The 18,585-nt window shown below is 61.7% G+C and carries 15 protein-coding genes and 3 tRNA genes; 4 read left to right on the top strand and 14 right to left on the bottom strand.

The window, feature by feature from the left end; genetic code table 11:
• Positions 1-5 precede the first annotated feature (5 nt).
• Positions 6-947, bottom strand: coding sequence for a LysR family transcriptional regulator (locus QMK54_RS10250; protein ID WP_320402444.1), 942 nt, complete (start codon positions 945-947; stop codon positions 6-8).
• A 126-nt stretch (positions 948-1,073) separates the two neighbouring features.
• Here QMK54_RS10250 and QMK54_RS10245 point away from each other — a divergent pair, with 126 nt between their 5' ends.
• Genes QMK54_RS10245 through aldA form a run of 4 tightly spaced genes read left to right on the top strand, consistent with a single transcriptional unit; the run spans position 1,074 to position 5,855 of the window.
• Complete coding sequence (locus QMK54_RS10245; protein ID WP_110656694.1) at positions 1,074-2,369, top strand: MFS transporter; 1,296 nt, start codon at positions 1,074-1,076, stop codon at positions 2,367-2,369.
• A gap of 33 nt (positions 2,370-2,402) precedes the next feature.
• Entirely contained in the window at positions 2,403-3,587 is a 1,185-nt protein-coding gene (gene rhmD, locus QMK54_RS10240; RefSeq protein WP_008067008.1) for an L-rhamnonate dehydratase, read from the top strand.
• Positions 3,588-3,601: 14 nt separating this feature from the next.
• Positions 3,602-4,402, top strand: a complete 801-nt coding sequence (locus tag QMK54_RS10235; RefSeq protein ID WP_320402443.1) for an HpcH/HpaI aldolase/citrate lyase family protein — start codon at positions 3,602-3,604, stop codon at positions 4,400-4,402.
• Between the two features lie 19 nt (positions 4,403-4,421).
• Positions 4,422-5,855: an aldehyde dehydrogenase gene (gene aldA, locus QMK54_RS10230; RefSeq protein WP_320402442.1), complete on the top strand. Its 1,434-nt coding sequence runs from the start codon at positions 4,422-4,424 to the stop codon at positions 5,853-5,855.
• Between the two features lie 180 nt (positions 5,856-6,035).
• Here aldA and QMK54_RS10225 read toward each other — a convergent pair.
• From QMK54_RS10225 to QMK54_RS10165, 13 genes are all read right to left on the bottom strand, one after another.
• A tRNA-Asp gene (locus QMK54_RS10225) sits at positions 6,036-6,112 on the bottom strand.
• 94 nt (positions 6,113-6,206) lie between these two features.
• Positions 6,207-6,283, bottom strand: a tRNA-Asp gene (locus tag QMK54_RS10220).
• A gap of 53 nt (positions 6,284-6,336) precedes the next feature.
• Positions 6,337-6,412: transfer RNA gene (locus QMK54_RS10215), tRNA-Val, on the bottom strand.
• 232 nt (positions 6,413-6,644) lie between these two features.
• Positions 6,645-7,421 carry an SDR family oxidoreductase gene (locus QMK54_RS10210; RefSeq protein WP_110662772.1) on the bottom strand — a complete coding sequence of 259 codons (777 nt, stop codon included), beginning with the start codon at positions 7,419-7,421 and terminating at the stop codon, positions 6,645-6,647.
• The gene (locus QMK54_RS10205; protein ID WP_150715390.1) at positions 7,418-8,629 is read right to left on the bottom strand and encodes an O-succinylhomoserine sulfhydrylase; all 1,212 of its coding nucleotides are present in this window, start codon (positions 8,627-8,629) and stop codon (positions 7,418-7,420) included. The genes QMK54_RS10210 and QMK54_RS10205 overlap by 4 nt, the downstream gene beginning before the upstream one ends.
• A gap of 73 nt (positions 8,630-8,702) precedes the next feature.
• A complete protein-coding gene (purF, locus tag QMK54_RS10200) occupies positions 8,703-10,208 on the bottom strand; it encodes an amidophosphoribosyltransferase (RefSeq protein WP_095943671.1) in 1,506 nt (501 codons plus the stop codon).
• A 41-nt stretch (positions 10,209-10,249) separates the two neighbouring features.
• A complete protein-coding gene (locus QMK54_RS10195; protein ID WP_150727110.1) occupies positions 10,250-10,810 on the bottom strand; it encodes a CvpA family protein in 561 nt (186 codons plus the stop codon).
• A 98-nt stretch (positions 10,811-10,908) separates the two neighbouring features.
• A complete protein-coding gene (locus tag QMK54_RS10190) occupies positions 10,909-11,562 on the bottom strand; it encodes an SPOR domain-containing protein (RefSeq protein WP_320402441.1) in 654 nt (217 codons plus the stop codon).
• Positions 11,546-12,853 carry a bifunctional tetrahydrofolate synthase/dihydrofolate synthase gene (gene folC, locus QMK54_RS10185; RefSeq protein WP_223592906.1) on the bottom strand — a complete coding sequence of 436 codons (1,308 nt, stop codon included), beginning with the start codon at positions 12,851-12,853 and terminating at the stop codon, positions 11,546-11,548. Before folC ends, QMK54_RS10190 begins: the two co-directional genes overlap by 17 nt.
• Positions 12,850-13,770: an acetyl-CoA carboxylase, carboxyltransferase subunit beta gene (gene accD, locus QMK54_RS10180; RefSeq protein WP_110661806.1), complete on the bottom strand. Its 921-nt coding sequence runs from the start codon at positions 13,768-13,770 to the stop codon at positions 12,850-12,852. Before accD ends, folC begins: the two co-directional genes overlap by 4 nt.
• Before the next feature lie 217 nt (positions 13,771-13,987).
• A complete protein-coding gene (locus tag QMK54_RS10175; RefSeq protein ID WP_110661807.1) occupies positions 13,988-14,614 on the bottom strand; it encodes a phosphoribosylanthranilate isomerase in 627 nt (208 codons plus the stop codon).
• Between the two features lie 63 nt (positions 14,615-14,677).
• Complete coding sequence (gene truA / locus QMK54_RS10170; protein ID WP_223593067.1) at positions 14,678-15,502, bottom strand: tRNA pseudouridine(38-40) synthase TruA; 825 nt, start codon at positions 15,500-15,502, stop codon at positions 14,678-14,680.
• Between the two features lie 281 nt (positions 15,503-15,783).
• Positions 15,784-18,420: a FimV/HubP family polar landmark protein gene (locus QMK54_RS10165; RefSeq protein ID WP_320402440.1), complete on the bottom strand. Its 2,637-nt coding sequence runs from the start codon at positions 18,418-18,420 to the stop codon at positions 15,784-15,786.
• Positions 18,421-18,585 lie beyond the last annotated feature (165 nt).

The following is an 18,585-nucleotide window of genomic DNA, read 5'->3' as shown; positions in this document are numbered from 1 at the left end:
AGGAATCAAAAAACCGCGACTTTTCGACGCAGCAGATCGATGAACAACCCCAACTCCCGGCTGATGTGCTCGCCCTTGCGCAACAGCAGCCCGAAGGGTGCCATTTGCACATCCAGCTCCACCGGCAGCGCCACCACCAAGCCCATTTTAAGATAGTCGCGCAATGCGGTTTCCGACAGGACCATGATCGCGTCGGTCAGTTGAATCAGTTGCTGCATGGAGTACACCGAACTGCACTCGATGATGTCCGCCGGCAACGGCAACGCCAGGCGTTGCAACGCCTGATCCAGACCGATGCGCGCCGGGCTGGTTTCCGGTTGCAGGATCCACGGCCAGTCGTTGACCAACTCGGCCATGTCCAGTTTTTTGTGCCGTGCCAGCGGGTGGCCGGCATGCACCACCACCAGCAGGCGCTCATTGCCCAGTTGCTCGAAGACATAATGCTCACTGTCGGTGGCGGCATTGCGCCGGGCGATGGCGAGGTCGATGCGCCCCTGCTCCAACAACTGGATCACCTGGTCACTGGTGTCGCCCATGATGCGAATCCGCAACTGCGGATTGAGCGACTTGATTTCGGCGATCGAATCCATCACCAGCCCCGGCGCCGCGCCCATGATGGTGCCGATGGACAGATAGCCGTAGCCACCCTGCTGCCGCGCCATCAGGTCCTCGGCGCAGCGGTCGAGGCCACTGATGGCCGCCTCGGCGAAGCGAATCAGTTCCTGGCCCAGCGCCGTCGGGCGCATGCCCCGAGGCAAACGTTCGAACAGGTCGCAACCAAACATGTCTTCAATCTCATGGAGCATGCGGGTTGCCGCCGGTTGCGACATGTTCAGGCTTTGCGAAGCGCGATGCAGGTTCTGGCTGGTGCTGAGCGTCACCAACATGTGCAGATGCTTGTAGCGCAGGCGATTGAGCAGGCTGCGAGAGATGGTCGGCGTGGTCATGGCGGGCCTTTTTTTATCGATACCCTGAAGGTATCAGTTGTGAGCTAGATTCGATTTGTAACGCATCGATCAGCGGCCGTACAGTCTTCCCCATAAGAACAAATGCCCTACCAAAGGAAAACTGCGATGAAGACTCTACCCGCGCCTCTGCTCGCCAAAATTTCCTGGCGGCTGCTGCCGTTTCTCCTGCTGATGTACATCATGGCCTTCCTCGACCGCGCCAACGTCGGGTTCGCCAAGCAAGCCTTCCAGGCCGATACCAACATCAGCGACGCCGCCTTTGCCTTCGGCGCCGGCGTGTTCTTCGTCGGTTACGCACTGCTCGAAGTGCCAAGCAACCTGATCCTGCACCGCGTCGGCGCGCGCCTGTGGATGTGCCGCATCATGGTCACCTGGGGCCTGGTCTCCGCCGCCATGGTCTTCGCCCACAGCGAAACCAGCTTCTACGTCCTGCGTTTCCTGCTGGGCGTGGCCGAAGCCGGCTTCTTCCCCGGCGTGATCCTCTACCTCACCTACTGGTTCCCCAGCGCCGTGCGCGGCAAGGCCATGGGTTTCTTCTACTTCGGTGCGCCGCTGGCGTTCATCTTCGGCAGTCCGCTGTCCGGCCTGCTGCTGGAACTGGATGGCTTTGCCGGTTTCCATGGCTGGCAGTGGCTGTTCGCTGTTGAAGGCTTGATGGCCACGGCGGTGGGCATCTGGGCCTACTGGTACCTGGACAATCGCCCGGCCGATGCCAAGTGGCTGACCGTCGAGGAACGCCAGCAAGTACAGAGCCTGCTCGATCAGGAAGACAGCCATAAACAGAACCACGGCCGTAGCCTGCTCAACGTGATTTGCCAACCCTCGGTGCTGTACCTGTGCCTGATTTATCTGCTGATCCAGGCCAGCGTCTACGGTGTGGTGTTTTACCTGCCGACTCAAGTTGGCGGATTGCTCGGCACCAAGGTCGGCTTGATGGTCGGACTGGTCACCGCGATTCCATGGATTTGCGCATTGATCGCCGCCTACCTGATCCCCGGCTACAGCGACCGCACCGGCGAACGTCGCCGCACTGCCTGCCTGACCTTGCTCATGGCCGCCGCCGGGATCGCCTGCTCGGTGACCTTCAGCAACCCGCTGCTGGGGATCATCGCCCTGTGCTTTGCCGCCTCCGGCTTCATCGCCGTGCAACCGGTGTTCTGGACCTTCCCCTCCAGCTACCTCGCCGGCAGCGCCGCTGCAGCCGGGATTGCCCTGATCAACTCGTTCGGCGCCCTCGGTGGCTTCATCGCCCCGGTGCTGAAGAACTGGGCCGAAGGCGCCTTCCATTCCCCGGCAGCAGGCCTGTACGTGCTGTCCGCTACCACCGTCATCGCCGCGTTGCTGGTGCTGGGCATACGCGCGCCCGGCCATAAAGCCTCGAACAAACCGGCCACCGTTTAAACCTGACCGCCGTTTAACAAAAGGAATCACACCATGGGCATTCCAACCATCAAACACGTCCGCGCTTTCACTCTGCGAGGCGGCGGCGCGGATTATCACGACCAAGCCGACGGCCACTGGATCGACGATCACATTGCCACGCCAATGAGCAAATACCCGGAGTACCGCCAGAGTCGCCGCACCTTCGGCATCAACGTGCTCGGCACCCTGGTGGTGGAAATCGAAGCCAGCGACGGCACCGTCGGCTTTGCCGTGACCACGGGCGGCGAGCCTGCCGCCTACATCGTCGAGAAGCATCTGGCGCGCTTCCTCGAAGGTGCTCGTGTCACCGACATCGAAAAAATCTGGGACCAGATGTACCAGTCGACCCTGTATTACGGGCGCAAGGGCATCGTCATCAACACAATCTCAGGCGTCGACCTGGCGCTCTGGGACTTGCTCGGCAAGATCCGCCAGGAGCCCGTGCACCAGTTGCTCGGCGGTGCGGTGCGCGACGAATTGCAGTTCTACGCCACCGGCGCCCGCCCGGACCTGGCGCAGAAAATGGGCTTCATCGGCGGCAAGATGCCACTGCACCACGGCCCGGCCGAAGGCGAGGAAGGCCTGCGCAAGAACCTCGAAGAACTGGCGACCATGCGCGAACGCGTCGGCCCGGACTTCTGGCTGATGCTCGATTGCTGGATGAGCCTGGACCTCAACTACGCCACCAAACTGGCGGTCGGCGCCCACGAATACGGTTTGAAGTGGATCGAGGAAGCCCTGCCGCCTGACGATTACTGGGGCTACGCGGCCCTGCGCAACAACGTACCCAAGGGCATGCTGGTGACCACAGGCGAACACGAAGCCACGCGCTGGGGCTTTCGCATGCTGCTGGAGATGGGTTGCTGCGACATCATCCAGCCGGATGTCGGCTGGTGCGGCGGGATCACTGAACTGGTGAAGATCTCCGCCCTGGCCGACGCCCACAACGCGCTGGTCATCCCTCACGGTTCGTCGGTGTACAGCTACCACTTCGTCGCCACCCGGCATAACAGCCCGTTCGCCGAGTTCCTGATGATGGCGCCGAAGGCCGACGAAGTGGTGCCGATGTTCCATCCGCAATTGCTCGGCGAACCGGTGCCGGTCAATGGCCGCATGCGCCTGTCGGCACTCGACCAGCCAGGTTTCGGCGTGACCCTCAACCCGGAATGCCAACTGCATCGGCCGTACAACCGCTGAGAAAGGAGTTCGACATGAACATGCCGCAAAACGCGTTTAAAGCCGCGCTGAACAACAGCGAAACCCGGTACGGAATCTGGGCCGGGTTCGCCACCGGCTACGCCGCCGAGATCGTCGCCACCACCGGTTACGACTGGATGCTGATCGATGGTGAGCACGCGCCAAATACAGTGCCCGGCGTACTCGCTCAGTTGCAGGCCGTGGCGCCTTACTCGACCGCGCCGGTGGTGCGCGCGGTGAATGGTGACGCCAACCTGATCAAGCAATTGCTGGATGTCGGCGCACAGACGCTGATGATCCCGATGGTCGAAACCGCCGAGCAGGCACAGGCACTGGTGCGCGCCATGCGCTACCCGCCCCACGGCATTCGCGGAGTCGGCGGTGGCCTGACCCGCGCCACCCGCTGGGACGGCGTGCCGGACTATCTCAATACCGCTCACGAACAACTGTGCCTGATCGTGCAGGTGGAATCGCGCACCGGCGTGGAAAACGTCGCAGCGATCGCCGCCGTCGAGGGCGTGGATGCGGTGTTTATCGGGCCGGCGGATTTGTCGATCGGCCTGGGCCATGCCGGCAACCCCGGCCACCCGCAAGTCCAGGAGCGGATTCAACATGCCGTGAACGCCACGCTGGCGGCGGGCAAGGCCTGCGGGATTCTCGCCCCCAACGAAGAAGACGCACGCCGCTACCAGCGCTGGGGCTGCCAGTTCATTGCGGTGGCCATCGACATCAGCCTGCTGCGCCAAGGCGCCATGGCCACCCTCGCCCGCTATCGCGAACCCGCCAGCGCTCAAGCACCGTCACGCACTTACTGATCTGCCAAGGAGTCGCACCATGCCGTCCGTGCCTGTTTACGAAAACTTCATCAACGGCCAGTTCGTGGCCAGCGCTGCCCACCTCGATGTGATCAACCCGGCCACCGGAGCCGTGCTGTCGAAAGTCCCGGCTTCGACCGCCGAAGACGTCGACCGCGCCCTCGCTGCCGCCCGCTCCGCGCAAAAAGACTGGACACGCAAACCGGCGAACGAGCGCGCCGGTTACTTGCGCCGCATTGCGGCCAAGCTGCGGGAAAACGTTGCGCACCTCGCGCGCACCATCACCCTGGAACAAGGCAAGATCAGTGGCCTGGCGGAAGTCGAGGTGAACTTCACCGCCGACTACCTGGACTACATGGCCGAATGGGCCCGGCGCATCGAAGGCGAAATCATCACCAGCGACCGCCAGAACGAAAACATCTTCCTGTTCCGCAAACCGTTGGGCGTGGTGGCCGGGATCCTGCCGTGGAATTTCCCCTTCTTCCTGATCGCCCGCAAGATGGCCCCGGCCCTGCTGACCGGCAACACCATCGTCATCAAGCCCAGCGAAGAAACCCCGAACAATTGTTTCGAATTCGCCCGACTGGTGGCCGAAACCGACTTGCCGGCCGGCGTATTCAACGTGGTTTGCGGTGACGGTCGAGTGGGCTCGGCACTGAGCGCGCACAAAGGTGTGGACATGATCAGCTTCACCGGCAGCGTCGACACCGGCTCGCGGATCATGGCCGCTGCCGCGCCAAACATCACCAAGCTCAATCTGGAGCTGGGCGGCAAGGCGCCGGCCATTGTGCTGGCGGATGCAAACCTCGACCTTGCGGTGAGGGCGATCCGCGATTCGCGGATCATCAACAGCGGGCAGGTGTGCAACTGCGCCGAGCGGGTGTACGTCGAGCGCAAGGTGGCGGATCAATTTATCGAGCGCATCGCCGCGGCCATGAGCGCGACCCGCTACGGCGATCCGATTGCGCAGCCTGATGTCGAAATGGGTCCGCTGATCAATCGCCAGGGCCTGGACAGCGTCAACCGCAAGGTCCGCAACGCGTTGAGCCAGGGCGCCAGCCTGATCAGCGGTGGACAGATTGCCGACCTGCCCTATGGCTTCCATTTCCAGCCCACCGTATTGGCCGGTTGCCGTGCCGACATGGAGATCATGCGCGAAGAAATTTTCGGTCCGGTGTTGCCGATCCAAATCGTCGATGACCTGGACGAAGCCATCGCCATGGCCAACGACTGCGAATATGGCCTGACTTCGTCGATCTACACCCGCGACCTGAGCAAAACCATGCAGGCGATGCGTGAGCTGGATTTTGGCGAAACCTACGTCAATCGCGAAAATTTCGAAGCGATGCAGGGTTTCCATGCCGGCGTGCGCAAATCGGGGATTGGTGGTGCGGATGGTAAGCATGGGTTGTATGAGTACACCCATACTCATGCGGTGTATTTGCAAGGCTGATTGCCGGATACCAACAACCGTGCAGGAGCGCGCTTGCTCGCTCCTGCAGAACGGGTCGCAAAAACTTAAATCGCAGAAACAAAAAACCCCGGTCTTTCGACCAGGGTCTTTGCTATCGACTCGAAGTAACCAGCGGTTTCTTCGTAGCTCCAAGGCGTTCAGTGGGCCTCGGGGCAGATATGGCGCAGCGGACGGGACTCGAACCCGCGACCCCCGGCGTGACAGGCCGGTATTCTAACCGACTGAACTACCGCTGCGTATCGCTTTGGACTTTCGTCCAAGTAACTCGTGTGATTGAAAGCTTCGGTGCTTTTCAATCGCGAACCAGATCGAAATCTGCTTCGTAAATAATGGCGCAGCGGACGGGACTCGAACCCGCGACCCCCGGCGTGACAGGCCGGTATTCTAACCGACTGAACTACCGCTGCGCGTCGGTGGAGGCATTTCAGCCTACCTCTTGCTTTCGCAAGTATCTCGGAAGTGGTGGGTGATGACGGGATCGAACCGCCGACATTCTGCTTGTAAGGCAGACGCTCTCCCAGCTGAGCTAATCACCCGTTTGCATCTCCGAGGCCGCGAAATTTACGCAGGTAGCGAACCTAAGTCAATAGCAGGATTGAAGTTTTTCTGAAAAAGACAAAATCAAGTCAATCGCAACAGCATCAGCAACAGTCAAACCGCTTTCGCGAGCAAGCCCGTTCCCACAGTGGATCGCATTTCAATGTGGGAGCGGGCTTGCTCGCGAAGACGGCGGTGCATTCAACATCAATGCCTGAGGAAAGAACCGATCTACTCGCTGTAAATCATCTTCTTGGTCATGCCGCCGTCGACCACGAATTCCTGGCCAGTGACAAATCCGGCATTCCTCGACAGCAGCCAGGCCACCATCGCCGCCACATCCTCGACCGTCCCTACCCTGCCCGCCGGATGCTGGGCATGATCGGCTTCGGTCAACGGTTCGGCACGCCGCACCGAGGGGTCGCGCGCATCGATCCAGCCAGGGCTGACCGCGTTGACCCGGATCTCCGGGCCAAGGCTGATGGCCAATGCGTGAGTCAGGGCCAACAAACCGCCCTTGCTCGCCGCATAGGCCTCGGTGTCGGGCTCCGACTGCCCGGCCCGGGTCGAGGCCAGGTTGACGATGGCACCGCTGTGAGCGCGCAGGTACGGCGCACAGTGTTTGGCCAGCAACATCGGCCCACTGAGGTTCACCGCCAACACCCGATTCCAGTGCGCCAGATCCAGGCTTTCCAGGGTGATGTTGTGCGGGTCGGCCACCGCGGCATTGCAGACCAGCGCATCCAGGCGCCCGAACTGGCCGAGCACCTCGGCCACGCCCAGCGCGACCTGCCCTTCATTCGAGACATCCATGGCGATGAACCAGGCGCTATCGCCCAGCACTTTCGCCACTTTCGAACCGCGCTCCCGATCCAGGTCCGTCAGCACGACTTGCCAGCCTTCGCTGATCAGCCAGGCCGAGATCCCCAGGCCGATACCGCGCGCAGCACCGGTCACCAGGGCTACACGGCCATTCGAACCGGTGGCCGGCACCGACAACTCGATCACAACGCAGCCAGACCGCGCGCCAGATCGGCTTGCAGGTCCGCCACGTCTTCCAGGCCAACCGCAACGCGGATCAGGCTGTCGCGAATGCCCGCCGCTTCACGCTCTTGCGGTGCCAAACGACCATGGGACGTGGTGCTCGGATGGGTGATGGTGGTTTTGCTGTCACCCAGGTTGGCGGTGATCGAAATCAGCCGCGTGGCATCGATAAAGCGCCAGGCGCCCTCTTTACCACCCTTCACTTCAAAACTGACGACCGCACCGAAGCCCTTCTGCTGGCGCAGTGCCAGTTCGTGCTGCGGATGGCTCTTGAGGCCAGCGTAATGGACTTTCTCGATACCGTCCTGCTGCTCCAGCCACTCGGCCAGTTGCTGGGCGTTGGCGCAATGCGCCTTCATCCGCAGGTTCAGGGTTTCCAGGCCCTTGAGGAAGATCCAGGCGTTGAACGGGCTCAGGGTCGGCCCTGCGGTACGCAGGAAACCCACCACTTCTTTCATCTGCTCGCTGCGACCGGCGACCACGCCGCCCATGCAACGACCCTGGCCGTCGATGAACTTGGTGGCCGAGTGCACGACGATGTCCGCACCCATTTTCAGCGGTTGTTGCAATGCCGGGGTGCAGAAGCAGTTGTCGACCACCAGCATCGCGCCTTTGGCGTGAGCGATTTTCGCCAGTTCGGCGATGTCGACCAGCTCAGCCAGCGGGTTGGACGGCGACTCGACGAACAGCAGCTTGGTGTTGGCCTTGATCGCCGCGTCCCAGCCGGACAAATCCGCCAGGGCCACGTAATCGACCTCAATGCCGAAACGCTTGAAGTACTTCTCGAACAGGCTGATGGTCGAGCCGAACACGCTGCGCGACACCAATACGTGATCGCCAGCACTGCACAGGCTCATCACCACGGCCATGATGGCCGCCATGCCGGTTGCGGTGGCCACGGCTTGCTCGGCGCTTTCCAGCGCGGCAATGCGCTCTTCGAAGGCGCGCACGGTCGGGTTGGTGTAGCGCGAGTAAACGTTGCCCGGTACTTCCCCGGCAAAACGCGCGGCGGCGTCGGCAGCGGTGCGGAATACATAGCTGGAAGTGAAGAACATCGGATCACCGTGTTCACCTTCCGGCGTACGGTGCTGACCGGCACGTACGGCCAGGGTATCGAACGCTACGCCTTCGAGGTCGCTGTCCAACCGACCGGCATCCCAATCCTGACTCATGCTGTCACCCCTTTCCCTATTCTCGTAAATTAAAAGCCGGATACAAAACCGGCCCCTCAGGGCCGGTAATTACTCAGTTGTTGTACAGGTCGATGATCGCACTGACTGCCTGCGTCTTGACCTTAGAGGCATCGTTGCGTGCCTGTTCGATCTTGTTCAGGTAAGCCTCGTCGACGTCGCCGGTGACGTACTGGCCGTCGAACACCGCACAATCGAACTTGTCGATCTTGATCTTGCCGCCACCGACCGCCTCGATCAAGTCAGGCAGGTCCTGATAGATCAGCCAGTCGGCGCCGATCAGGTCAGCCACGTCCTGGGTCGAACGATTGTGGGCGATCAGTTCGTGAGCGCTCGGCATGTCGATGCCGTAGACGTTCGGGTAGCGAACCGCTGGCGCCGCGGAGCAGAAGTAGACGTTCTTGGCACCGGCTTCGCGGGCCATCTGGATGATCTGCTTGCACGTGGTACCGCGAACGATGGAGTCATCCACCAGCATCACGTTCTTGCCGCGGAATTCCAGCTCGATGGCGTTGAGTTTCTGCCGTACGGATTTCTTGCGCGCAGCCTGGCCCGGCATGATGAAGGTCCGGCCGATGTAGCGGTTCTTCACGAAGCCTTCGCGGAACTTCACGCCCAGGTGGTTCGCCAGTTCCAGCGCGGCGGTGCGGCTGGTGTCCGGAATCGGGATGACCACGTCGATATCGTGATCCGGACGCTCGCGCTGGATCTTCTCGGCCAGTTTCTCACCCATGCGCAGGCGGGCCTTGTAGACCGATACGCCGTCGATGATCGAATCCGGACGCGCCAGGTAGACGTGTTCGAAGATGCACGGGGTCAGGGACGGGTTGGTCGCGCACTGACGTGTGTACAGCTTGCCCTCTTCAGTGATGTAGACCGCTTCGCCTGGCGCCAGGTCGCGAATCAGGGTGAAGCCGAGCACGTCCAGGGAAACGCTTTCCGAGGCGATCATGTACTCGACGCCTTCATCGGTGTGACGCTGGCCGAACACGATCGGGCGGATGCCGTGCGGGTCGCGGAAACCGACGATGCCGTAGCCGGTGATCATCGCCACGACGGCGTAGCCACCGACGCAACGGTTGTGCACGTCGGTGACCGCTGCAAACACATCTTCCTCGGTCGGCTGCAACTTGCCGCGCTGGGCCAGTTCGTGGGCGAACACGTTGAGCAGCACTTCCGAATCGGAGCTGGTGTTGACGTGGCGCAGGTCAGATTCGTAAATCTCCTTGGCCAGCTGTTCAACGTTGGTCAGGTTACCGTTGTGCGCCAGGGTGATGCCGTAAGGCGAGTTGACGTAAAACGGTTGAGCTTCGGCCGAGGTCGAGCTGCCCGCGGTCGGATAACGCACATGGCCGATGCCCATGTGACCGACCAGGCGCTGCATGTGACGCTGCTGGAACACGTCACGCACCAGGCCGTTGTCCTTGCGCAGGAATAACCGGCCATCATGACTGGTCACGATACCGGCAGCGTCCTGGCCGCGGTGCTGGAGGACGGTTAGCGCGTCATACAGCGCCTGATTGACGTTCGACTTACCGACGATACCGACGATGCCACACATGCGACGCAACCCCTACTTAATGGATCTGAACTGAGCACCACTCACTGAGGCGTTTTGGCCATCGGCAAGAGTTGCTCCTTGAACGGAATATCAGCGGGTACGCTGATTCCGCTGGCAAGCCACTGACTGCTCCACCCGAGGATCAGGTTTTTGGACCAGTCGGCGACCAATAGAAATTTTGGCACGAGCTGTGACTCTTTCCACCACCCGTCCTGCTGTACCGGCCCCAGGCTCAACAGCCCGACGGCAATGACCACCAGCAACCCGCCACGCGCGGCGCCGAAGGCCATGCCGAGGAATCGGTCGGTCCCGGAGAGCCCGGTGACGCGAACCAGTTCGCCGATAAGATAATTGATCATGGCGCCTACGATTAAAGTGGCGACAAACATGATGGCACAGCCCGTGATTATACGGGCTGATGGCGTTTGAATGTACCCACCGAGGTACTCGGACAGTGAACCACCGAACATCCAGGCAACGACCCCTGCGATGATCCAGGTCAGCAGCGACAGTGCTTCTGTGACGAAGCCGCGGCTCAGACTGATCAATGCGGAGATGGCGACGATTGCTACGATCGCCCAGTCAACCCAGGTAAATGGCACAGTGCAGCCTACAGACGGATAAGGCGGCGCATTTTAGCAGAGCCCATGCTTATCGGTAAGCTGCGATTGTCAGTGCATTGCATATCGGGGCGATAGTTTTAGCCACGCTCCGGTTGAAAGCGCACGACAAAGCCCTTGAGGTTCTGCTGGCGGTTCAGCAAGTCACGCAGCCGGTCGGCTTCGGCGCGCTCGATCAGCGGCCCGACAAACACCCGGTTTTTGCCGTCGGCGGTACGGATGTAGGCGTTGTAACCCTGGCTGCGCAGGGTTTTCTGAAGTTTTTCCGCGCTTTCACGATTCGCCAGGCTGGCCAGTTGCACCGACCAGCTGACAGACAGGCCATTGGCGTCGACACGGCTTTGCGTGGTGTCCGGCTTGCCCGGTGCCGCGGTGATCGGCTGGGCAGGCGCTGTTGCAGGTTTGGCCGCCAGAGCCGGGACCGGCGCGGGTGCAGGCGGTTTGGCTGCTGGCACTGCAGCCACCGGCGCAGCTGGCACCGCCGATTCCTGCTGGGCGATTTCGTCATCGCTCGGCACGGGTTCCTGAGGCAAGGCTTGTGGCTCGGGCACCACCACGGGCTCGACCTGCACCTGGGGCATCGCAGGCGCCTGCGGAGCCGCAGGCGCTTCGACCGTCACCTGGCGCTGTTCGTCCTGGCGGGAAAACAGCATCGGCAGAAAAATCACCGCCAGCGCGACCAACACCAGGGCGCCAACCATGCGCTGTTTGTATGCCTTATCCAGCAATGCCATTTGCCGCGTCCTCCGTGGAGCGCCGGGCCAGCCATTCAAGGGCCTCGGCGACACAATAAAATGATCCGAACAACAGGATTTCGTCGTCGCTCGTAGCCTGTGCGCACTGCCCTTCCAGGGCAGCCGCCACACTTTCGTATGACGTGACCGAAGCACCAAGACCTTGCAACACATCGTGCAGGTCCGTAACCGGACGCGCCCGAGGCGAATCCAGTGGTGCGACAGCCCAGTGCTGGACACTAGCATTCAATTCGCCGACAACACCATCCAGATCCTTGTCCGCCAACAGTCCGAACACCGCCAGACGCTTGCCGACCGGTGGGCGGCTGGCCAGGCGACGGGCCAGGTACTCCGCCGCATGTGGGTTATGCCCCACATCCAGCAATAAATTCAAACGCTTGCCTTGCCACTCGATCTCGCGACGATCCAGGCGACCGACCACCTTCGTAGCCCGCAGCGCTTCGATAATCTGCGCATCCACCCAAGTCAGCCCGAGCAGCAGGTAAGCCTGCAACGCCAGCGCTGCGTTTTCCATCGGCAGATCAAGCAGCGGCAGGTCGCGCAACTCGACCACACGCCCTTGCGCATCGACACCGCGCCACTGCCAGTGGTGATCAGTCACACCAAGGTCAAAATCGCGCCCACGCAGGAAAAACGGGCAATTGAGCTCGCGCGCCTTGTCCAGCAGGGGTTGTGGAGGATTCAGATCGCCGCAGAGCGCCGGAGCGCCCTGACGGAAAATACCGGCCTTCTCGAAAGCCACGGACTCTCGGGTATCACCCAGGTAATCCGCATGGTCGACGCCAATACTGGTGACCAGCGCCATGTCGGCATCCACCACATTGACCGTATCCAGGCGACCGCCCAGACCGACTTCCAGCACCACCGCATCGAGGCCCGAGCGCTGGAACAGCCAGAATGCCGCCAGGGTGCCCATTTCGAAGTACGTGAGGGAAGTATCCCCGCGCCCGGCCTCTACCGCGGCAAAGGCCTCGCACAGCTCGGCATCCGTGGCTTCGACGCCATTGACCGTTACCCGCTCGTTGTAACGCAGCAGGTGCGGGGAGTTGTAAACCCCGACTTTCAAGCCCTGGGCCCGCAGCAAGGACGCCACGAACGCACAGGTGGAACCCTTGCCGTTGGTCCCGGTGACCGTGATCACCCGAGGCGCCGGCTTGCCCAGTCCCATGCGGGACGCTACCTGCTGCGACCGCTCCAGCCCCATGTCGATGGCTGAAGGGTGCAACTGCTCAAGGTAGGCGAGCCATTCGCCAAGGGTACGTTGGATCATAGGCTGGCAGGTACCGGTGGAACCACGATCGGCTCGATGGGTGCAGCCACGAACTTCGGCGTCGGCAGACCCATCATTTGCGCCAGCAGGTTGCCCAGGCGCGGACGCAGCTCCTGACGGTCGATGATCAGGTCGATGGCACCGTGCTCCAGCAGGAACTCGCTGCGCTGGAAGCCTTCCGGCAGTTTTTCGCGCACGGTTTGCTCGATCACACGCGGACCGGCAAAACCGATCAACGCCTTCGGCTCGCCGACAATCACGTCGCCCAGCATCGCCAGACTGGCGGAAACGCCGCCGTAGACCGGGTCGGTCAGCACGGAGATGAACGGGATGCCCTCTTCACGCAGGCGCGCCAGCACCGCGGAAGTCTTGGCCATCTGCATCAGGGAGATCAGCGCTTCCTGCATCCGCGCACCACCGGAGGCGGAGAAGCAGACCATCGGGCAACGTTTTTCCAGGGCGTAGTTGGCGGCGCGAACAAAGCGCTCACCGACGATCGCGCCCATCGAACCACCCATGAAGGAGAATTCGAACGCCGACACCACGATCGGCATGCCCAGCAAAGTACCGCTCATGGAAACCAGCGCGTCTTTCTCACCGGTCTGCTTTTGTGCAGCGGTCAGGCGATCCTTGTACTTCTTGCCGTCGCGGAACTTCAGACGGTCGACCGGCTCCAGGTCTGCACCCAGTTCGGTACGGCCTTCAACGTCGAGGAAGATGTCGATGCGGGCGCGAGCGCCGATACGCATGTGATGGTTGCACTTGGGGCAAACGTCCAGGGTCTTTTCCAACTCCGGACGATACAGCACAGCCTCGCAAGACGGGCATTTGTGCCAAAGACCTTCAGGCACCGAGCTCTTCTTGACCTCGGAACGCATGATCGAAGGGATCAGTTTGTCTACTAACCAGTTGCTCATGCTTTCTTTCTCCAGTACCGGCGGCCCGAACGCTCTGGTTCGCAGCCCCGTGTATGCCCTAGCGCTAAATTCATGTGTGCGGCGACGGTCGATGGACTGCCACGGTCAGCGCGAAACATGACCTGCGTGCAACCACAAACCCCCGGATCTGCCTGCAGTGTGCAGTGCATCCGCTTTGTACAGTGCAGTGGACGGCGGCAGTCTGCCAGCCGTCACATCAACAGGTGCTACCGCGCACCGCTTTGATAAATGCCTGAATCTTTGCGTGATCCTTGATGCCCTTGCTCGCCTCTACCCCGCCGCTGACATCCACGGCATAAGGCCGAACGCGCGCAACCGCTTCGGCGACGTTATCCGGTGTCAGACCGCCGGCCAGAATGATCGGCTTGCTCAAGCCTTGCGGTATCAATGACCAGTCAAAGGCCTCACCGGTTCCTCCTGGAACGCCTTCGACATAGGTATCAAGCAAGATTCCGCTGGCACTTGCATAGGCATCACAGGCCGCGGCGATATCATCACCCGCCTTGACCCGCAGCGCCTTGATGTACGGGCGGTGCCAACTTTCACAATCCGCCGCGCTTTCATCGCCGTGAAATTGCAGCAGGTCCAGGGGCACCGCATCGAGCAGTTCACCCAATTCGCAGCGGCTGGCGTTGACGAACAGGCCCACGGTGGTCACGAACGGCGGCAGCGCCTTGATGATCGAGCGCGCCTGCTGGAACGTCACCGCACGGGGGCTTTTGGCGTAGAACACAAATCCGATGGCATCCGCCCCGGCCTCGACGGCTGCCAACGCATCTTCTATGCGGGTAATCCCACAGATCTTGCTGCGAACGGCTGACATGTCGACACAACTCCAAGACAAATCCGGGGAAGTCCCGGATGGTAACAAAAGCATTCGAGGGCGTCAGCCGCCAAGTTCCGAGAAGCCGGTCAGGAAGTGTGGACCGATGTAACGCTCGGGCAATTCGAACTCGTCACGGTACTCGACCTGCACCAGATACAGACCGAACGGATGCGCCGTCACGCCACCGGTGCGGCGAATGCGGCTCTCCAGCACCTCTTTCATCCACTCCACGGGACGCTCACCGGCGCCAATGGTCATCAGCACGCCGGCAATGTTGCGCACCATGTGATGCAGGAAAGCGCTGGCGCGAATATCCAGCACGATCATCTTGCCGTGGCGGGTGACGCGCAGGTGGTGCAGTTCCTTGATCGGCGACTTGGCCTGGCACTGGCCGGCGCGGAATGCGCTGAAATCATGGGTGCCGAGCAGATACCGGGCGGCCTCGGCCATGCGCTCGACGTCCAGCGGACGGTGGTTCCAGGTCACTTCTTCGTTCAGGTGCGCCGGGCGGATCTGATCGTTGTAGATCACGTAGCGATAACGCCGGGCAATGGCCTTGAACCGCGCATGGAAATGCCCTGGCATGACTTTGGCCCAGCTGACGCTGACGTCGTGGGGCAAGTTGATGTTCGCGCCCATGGTCCAGGCCTTCATCGAGCGCTCGACCTGGGTGTCGAAATGCACCACCTGTCCGCAGGCATGCACCCCGGCGTCGGTACGCCCGGCGCACATCAGCGAAACGGGTGAGTCGGCGACTTTGGACAAGGCGTTTTCGAGGGTTTCCTGCACGGTGAGGACCCCGGACGCCTGGCGCTGCCAGCCGCGATAGCGCGAGCCTTTGTATTCGACGCCCAGCGCGATCCGGAAAAAGCCGTCGGCTGCCATTTCGGCGGCCGGGTTATCTATATTTGCCAAGGAGGGACAGCCTGCTGATGTACCAAAGGCGGGCATTATAAGGCCGCCGGGCGGGGATGCCAGAGGGATCTCCATTGACTGTTCCGGCCTCATCGCGGGCGAGCCCGCTCCTACAGTGATTTATGTCGCCCACATAACCTGTAGGAGCGGGCTTGCCCGCGATAGCAATTTCGCAGACACCAACGCATCACCGGCCAAACAAAAACGGCAGCCTCAATGGGCTGCCGCTTTTTTTACAACCTACCGATCACTCAACCCAGGCGCGAAAGCATTTCCCGGGCTTCGCTCTTCTGCTCGGCATTACCTTCACTCACGACCTCATTGAGGATGTCGCGGGCACCATCGCTGTCGCCCATGTCGATATAGGCCTGAGCCAGGTCGAGCTTGGTAGCGGCCTCGTCAGTCCCCGAGAGGAAGTCGAAGCCATCATCGCCATCGAGGGCGGCGTCAGCCTCGGTAAAGGTCGGCTCACCGATGCTGTTGGACAAGCTTTCCAGCTCGGCGTTGACATCATCCAGCTCTGCCGCGAACGTGTCCGACACATCCGGCGTGTGCATTTCCTCGGCCAGCGACAAATCGAAATCGGCTGGCAACTCCAGATCATCCAGCGCAACCTCGGGAACGGCCGGGGCTTCAGCGACCGGAAAATCCTTCACACCCTCATCCAGATCCAGCAGGAAATCGTCTTCAGCCAGTATCGCCGGCGACGGCTCTGCACCAAGATCCAGATCCAGATCGAAGTCCGACAGATCGTCGAGGTTTTCCTTGATTTCAGTCTGTTGCTGCAACACCGAGCCGAAACTCAGATCGTCATCCAGCGGGAACTCGTCCAGATCCGCCAGCGCTGTCACTTCGGGCTCAGGTGCTGGCGCAGGCGTCACAGGCGTAATCGCATCCAGATCATCCAGGCTCAGGTCGAAGGCGCTGTCGAGGTCGTCTTCGAACGGTGCTGGTTCTGGTGCCGGCGCCGGTGCTGGCGGCTCGTCAAGCAGCAGATCCTTGACGTATTGCGCGTCCAGCTCGGCAGCAGCGGCGGCTGCGGCGATGCCACCAGCAGCCACCAGCGCCATGGCCGGGAAGCGGCTCTTGAGTTTTTCAACCTGGGCGTAGTTGTCGCCATTGGCCACCAACTTACGCTCCTGACCGACGAACGCATCGCGATCGCCTTGCTGGCCGTAGACTTCCATCAGTTTCAGGCGCAAGTCGCTGCGCTGCGGCTCTCGCTTGACGCCGTCTTCGAGCAACGCGGCAGCCTGGTTCAAACGACCGGCATCGATGTGCGACTGAGCCTGGCCCAGCACGTCGTCGGAACGCTCGGCAGCCGGCGCCACCAATGGCGCGGCAATCGGCGTGGTCATCACCACCGGAGCAATGACCGGCGCCGGTGCGGGGGCTGGCGCTGGTGCCATTGCCGGTGCTGTCGCCAGCTTCACGCTCGGTGCCGGGACTTCCAGGCCTTCGAAACTGCTTTCCGGCAGGTCGAGATCCGTCGAGAACGGCTGCTCTTCAGCCAGGGCACGCGCCATGCGCAGATGCTTCTCGGCTTCTTGCTGGGCCTTGCGACGACGCGCCAGCAACAGCAGCAGGAGCAGCAGAATCACCGCGCCGCCACCCACCAGGCCCAGCAGTACCGGATTGGTCAGCAACTCATTGAATTTCCGATCGTCGGATGCCGCAGGTGTCGCCTCGACGGGTTTCTCGGCCGGTGCCGGAGTTGCCTCGGGCGCTGGCGCCACCGCTGCAGCGTCTGCCGGAGCAGGCGTTGCCGGGTTGGGTGTCAGCTCGGCCGACATTGCTGGCGCTGCCGCAACCGCTGGTGCGCCATTTGCGCCCTCGGTTTGCAACTTGGCCAGTTGATTGTTCTTCAGTTCGATCAGGCGCTGCAGCTTGTCCATCTGGCTTTGCAGATCGGCCACGCGGCTTTTCAGTTCAGCGTTATCTCGACGACTGGTATCGAGACTCTCCTGGGTCACCGCCAGCTTGTTGCTCAGGGCCTTGGCATCGCCGGCAACCCCTTTGCCACGGTTCTTGCCGGATTCGGCAGACACCAGGCTCAGCTTGTCGCTGGTCGCTTGAGTCGGAGCGGCATCGGTACGAGCGCGATTGGTCGCGTCGAGCTGTTGCTGCCCTGCCCCGGGTTTCGCCACATACCGGCGACCCTGACGCCAGGCCTTGTTCTGTGCGGCCACTTCGGCAATGGCCTTCGGTTGCGGCAGGCCGGTGCTCTGCACCTGGTCCGGCATGCGCAACACCTGGCCGGTTTTCAGGCGGTTGATGTTGCCGTCAATGAAGGCGTCCGGGTTCAGCGCCTGGATGGCGAGCATGGTTTGCTGGATCGAACCGCCATTACGCGCCTTCGCGGCGATTTCCCACAGGGTATCGCGCGGCGTGGTGGTGTACTGGGACGGCTTGGTCGCACCGGTAACCGGCGCAGCGACGGTCGAATTCGGTGCGGGCTGCGCGGCCGCCTCGGCGGTTTGCGAGGAGAATTTCGATGGATCGAGCAGCACACTGTAGTCGCGCAGCAAACGGCCATTGGGCCACATGACCTGAACCAGGAACTTCACCATGGGTTCGGAGAGTGGCTTGCTGGAGGTCACGCGCAGGATGCTTTTGCCGCTGGCGTTCAGCACCGGGGTGAAGGTCAAGTCATTGAGAAACGCCTGGCGGTCGACACCGGCCTTGGCGAAATCTTCCGGCGAAGCCAGGCTCGGTACCAGTTCGGCAGCCGTGAGATCCTTGACATCGAGCAGCTCGATTTCCGCCACCAACGGCTGGTTGAGCGTCGATTTCAGGGTCAACTCCCCGAGCCCGAGGGCATGCGCCATACCGGAGGACAGCGCCGAGGCGGCCGCTATTGCTAACACCAGTTTGCGAACTTGAACCATTAGCTCATCCTTAGTTTGAACATTCCTCGGCCAGCGAGAAGGTATTGATAGCCGCTGCCGTAAGGCATTGCGCGCAACGGCGAGGGTCGTCGCGCGCGGTCATTTCATTGATGCCCGGCAAAGCCCCGCAAAGCGGCTCGCCTTCGGCACTGCGGCAAGCATAGG

Origin of the sequence: Pseudomonas sp. P5_109 (assembly GCF_034009455.1) — a bacterium.
Classification (GTDB): Bacteria; Pseudomonadota; Gammaproteobacteria; order Pseudomonadales; family Pseudomonadaceae; genus Aquipseudomonas.
This window is presented reverse-complemented; position numbering and strand designations above follow the sequence as displayed.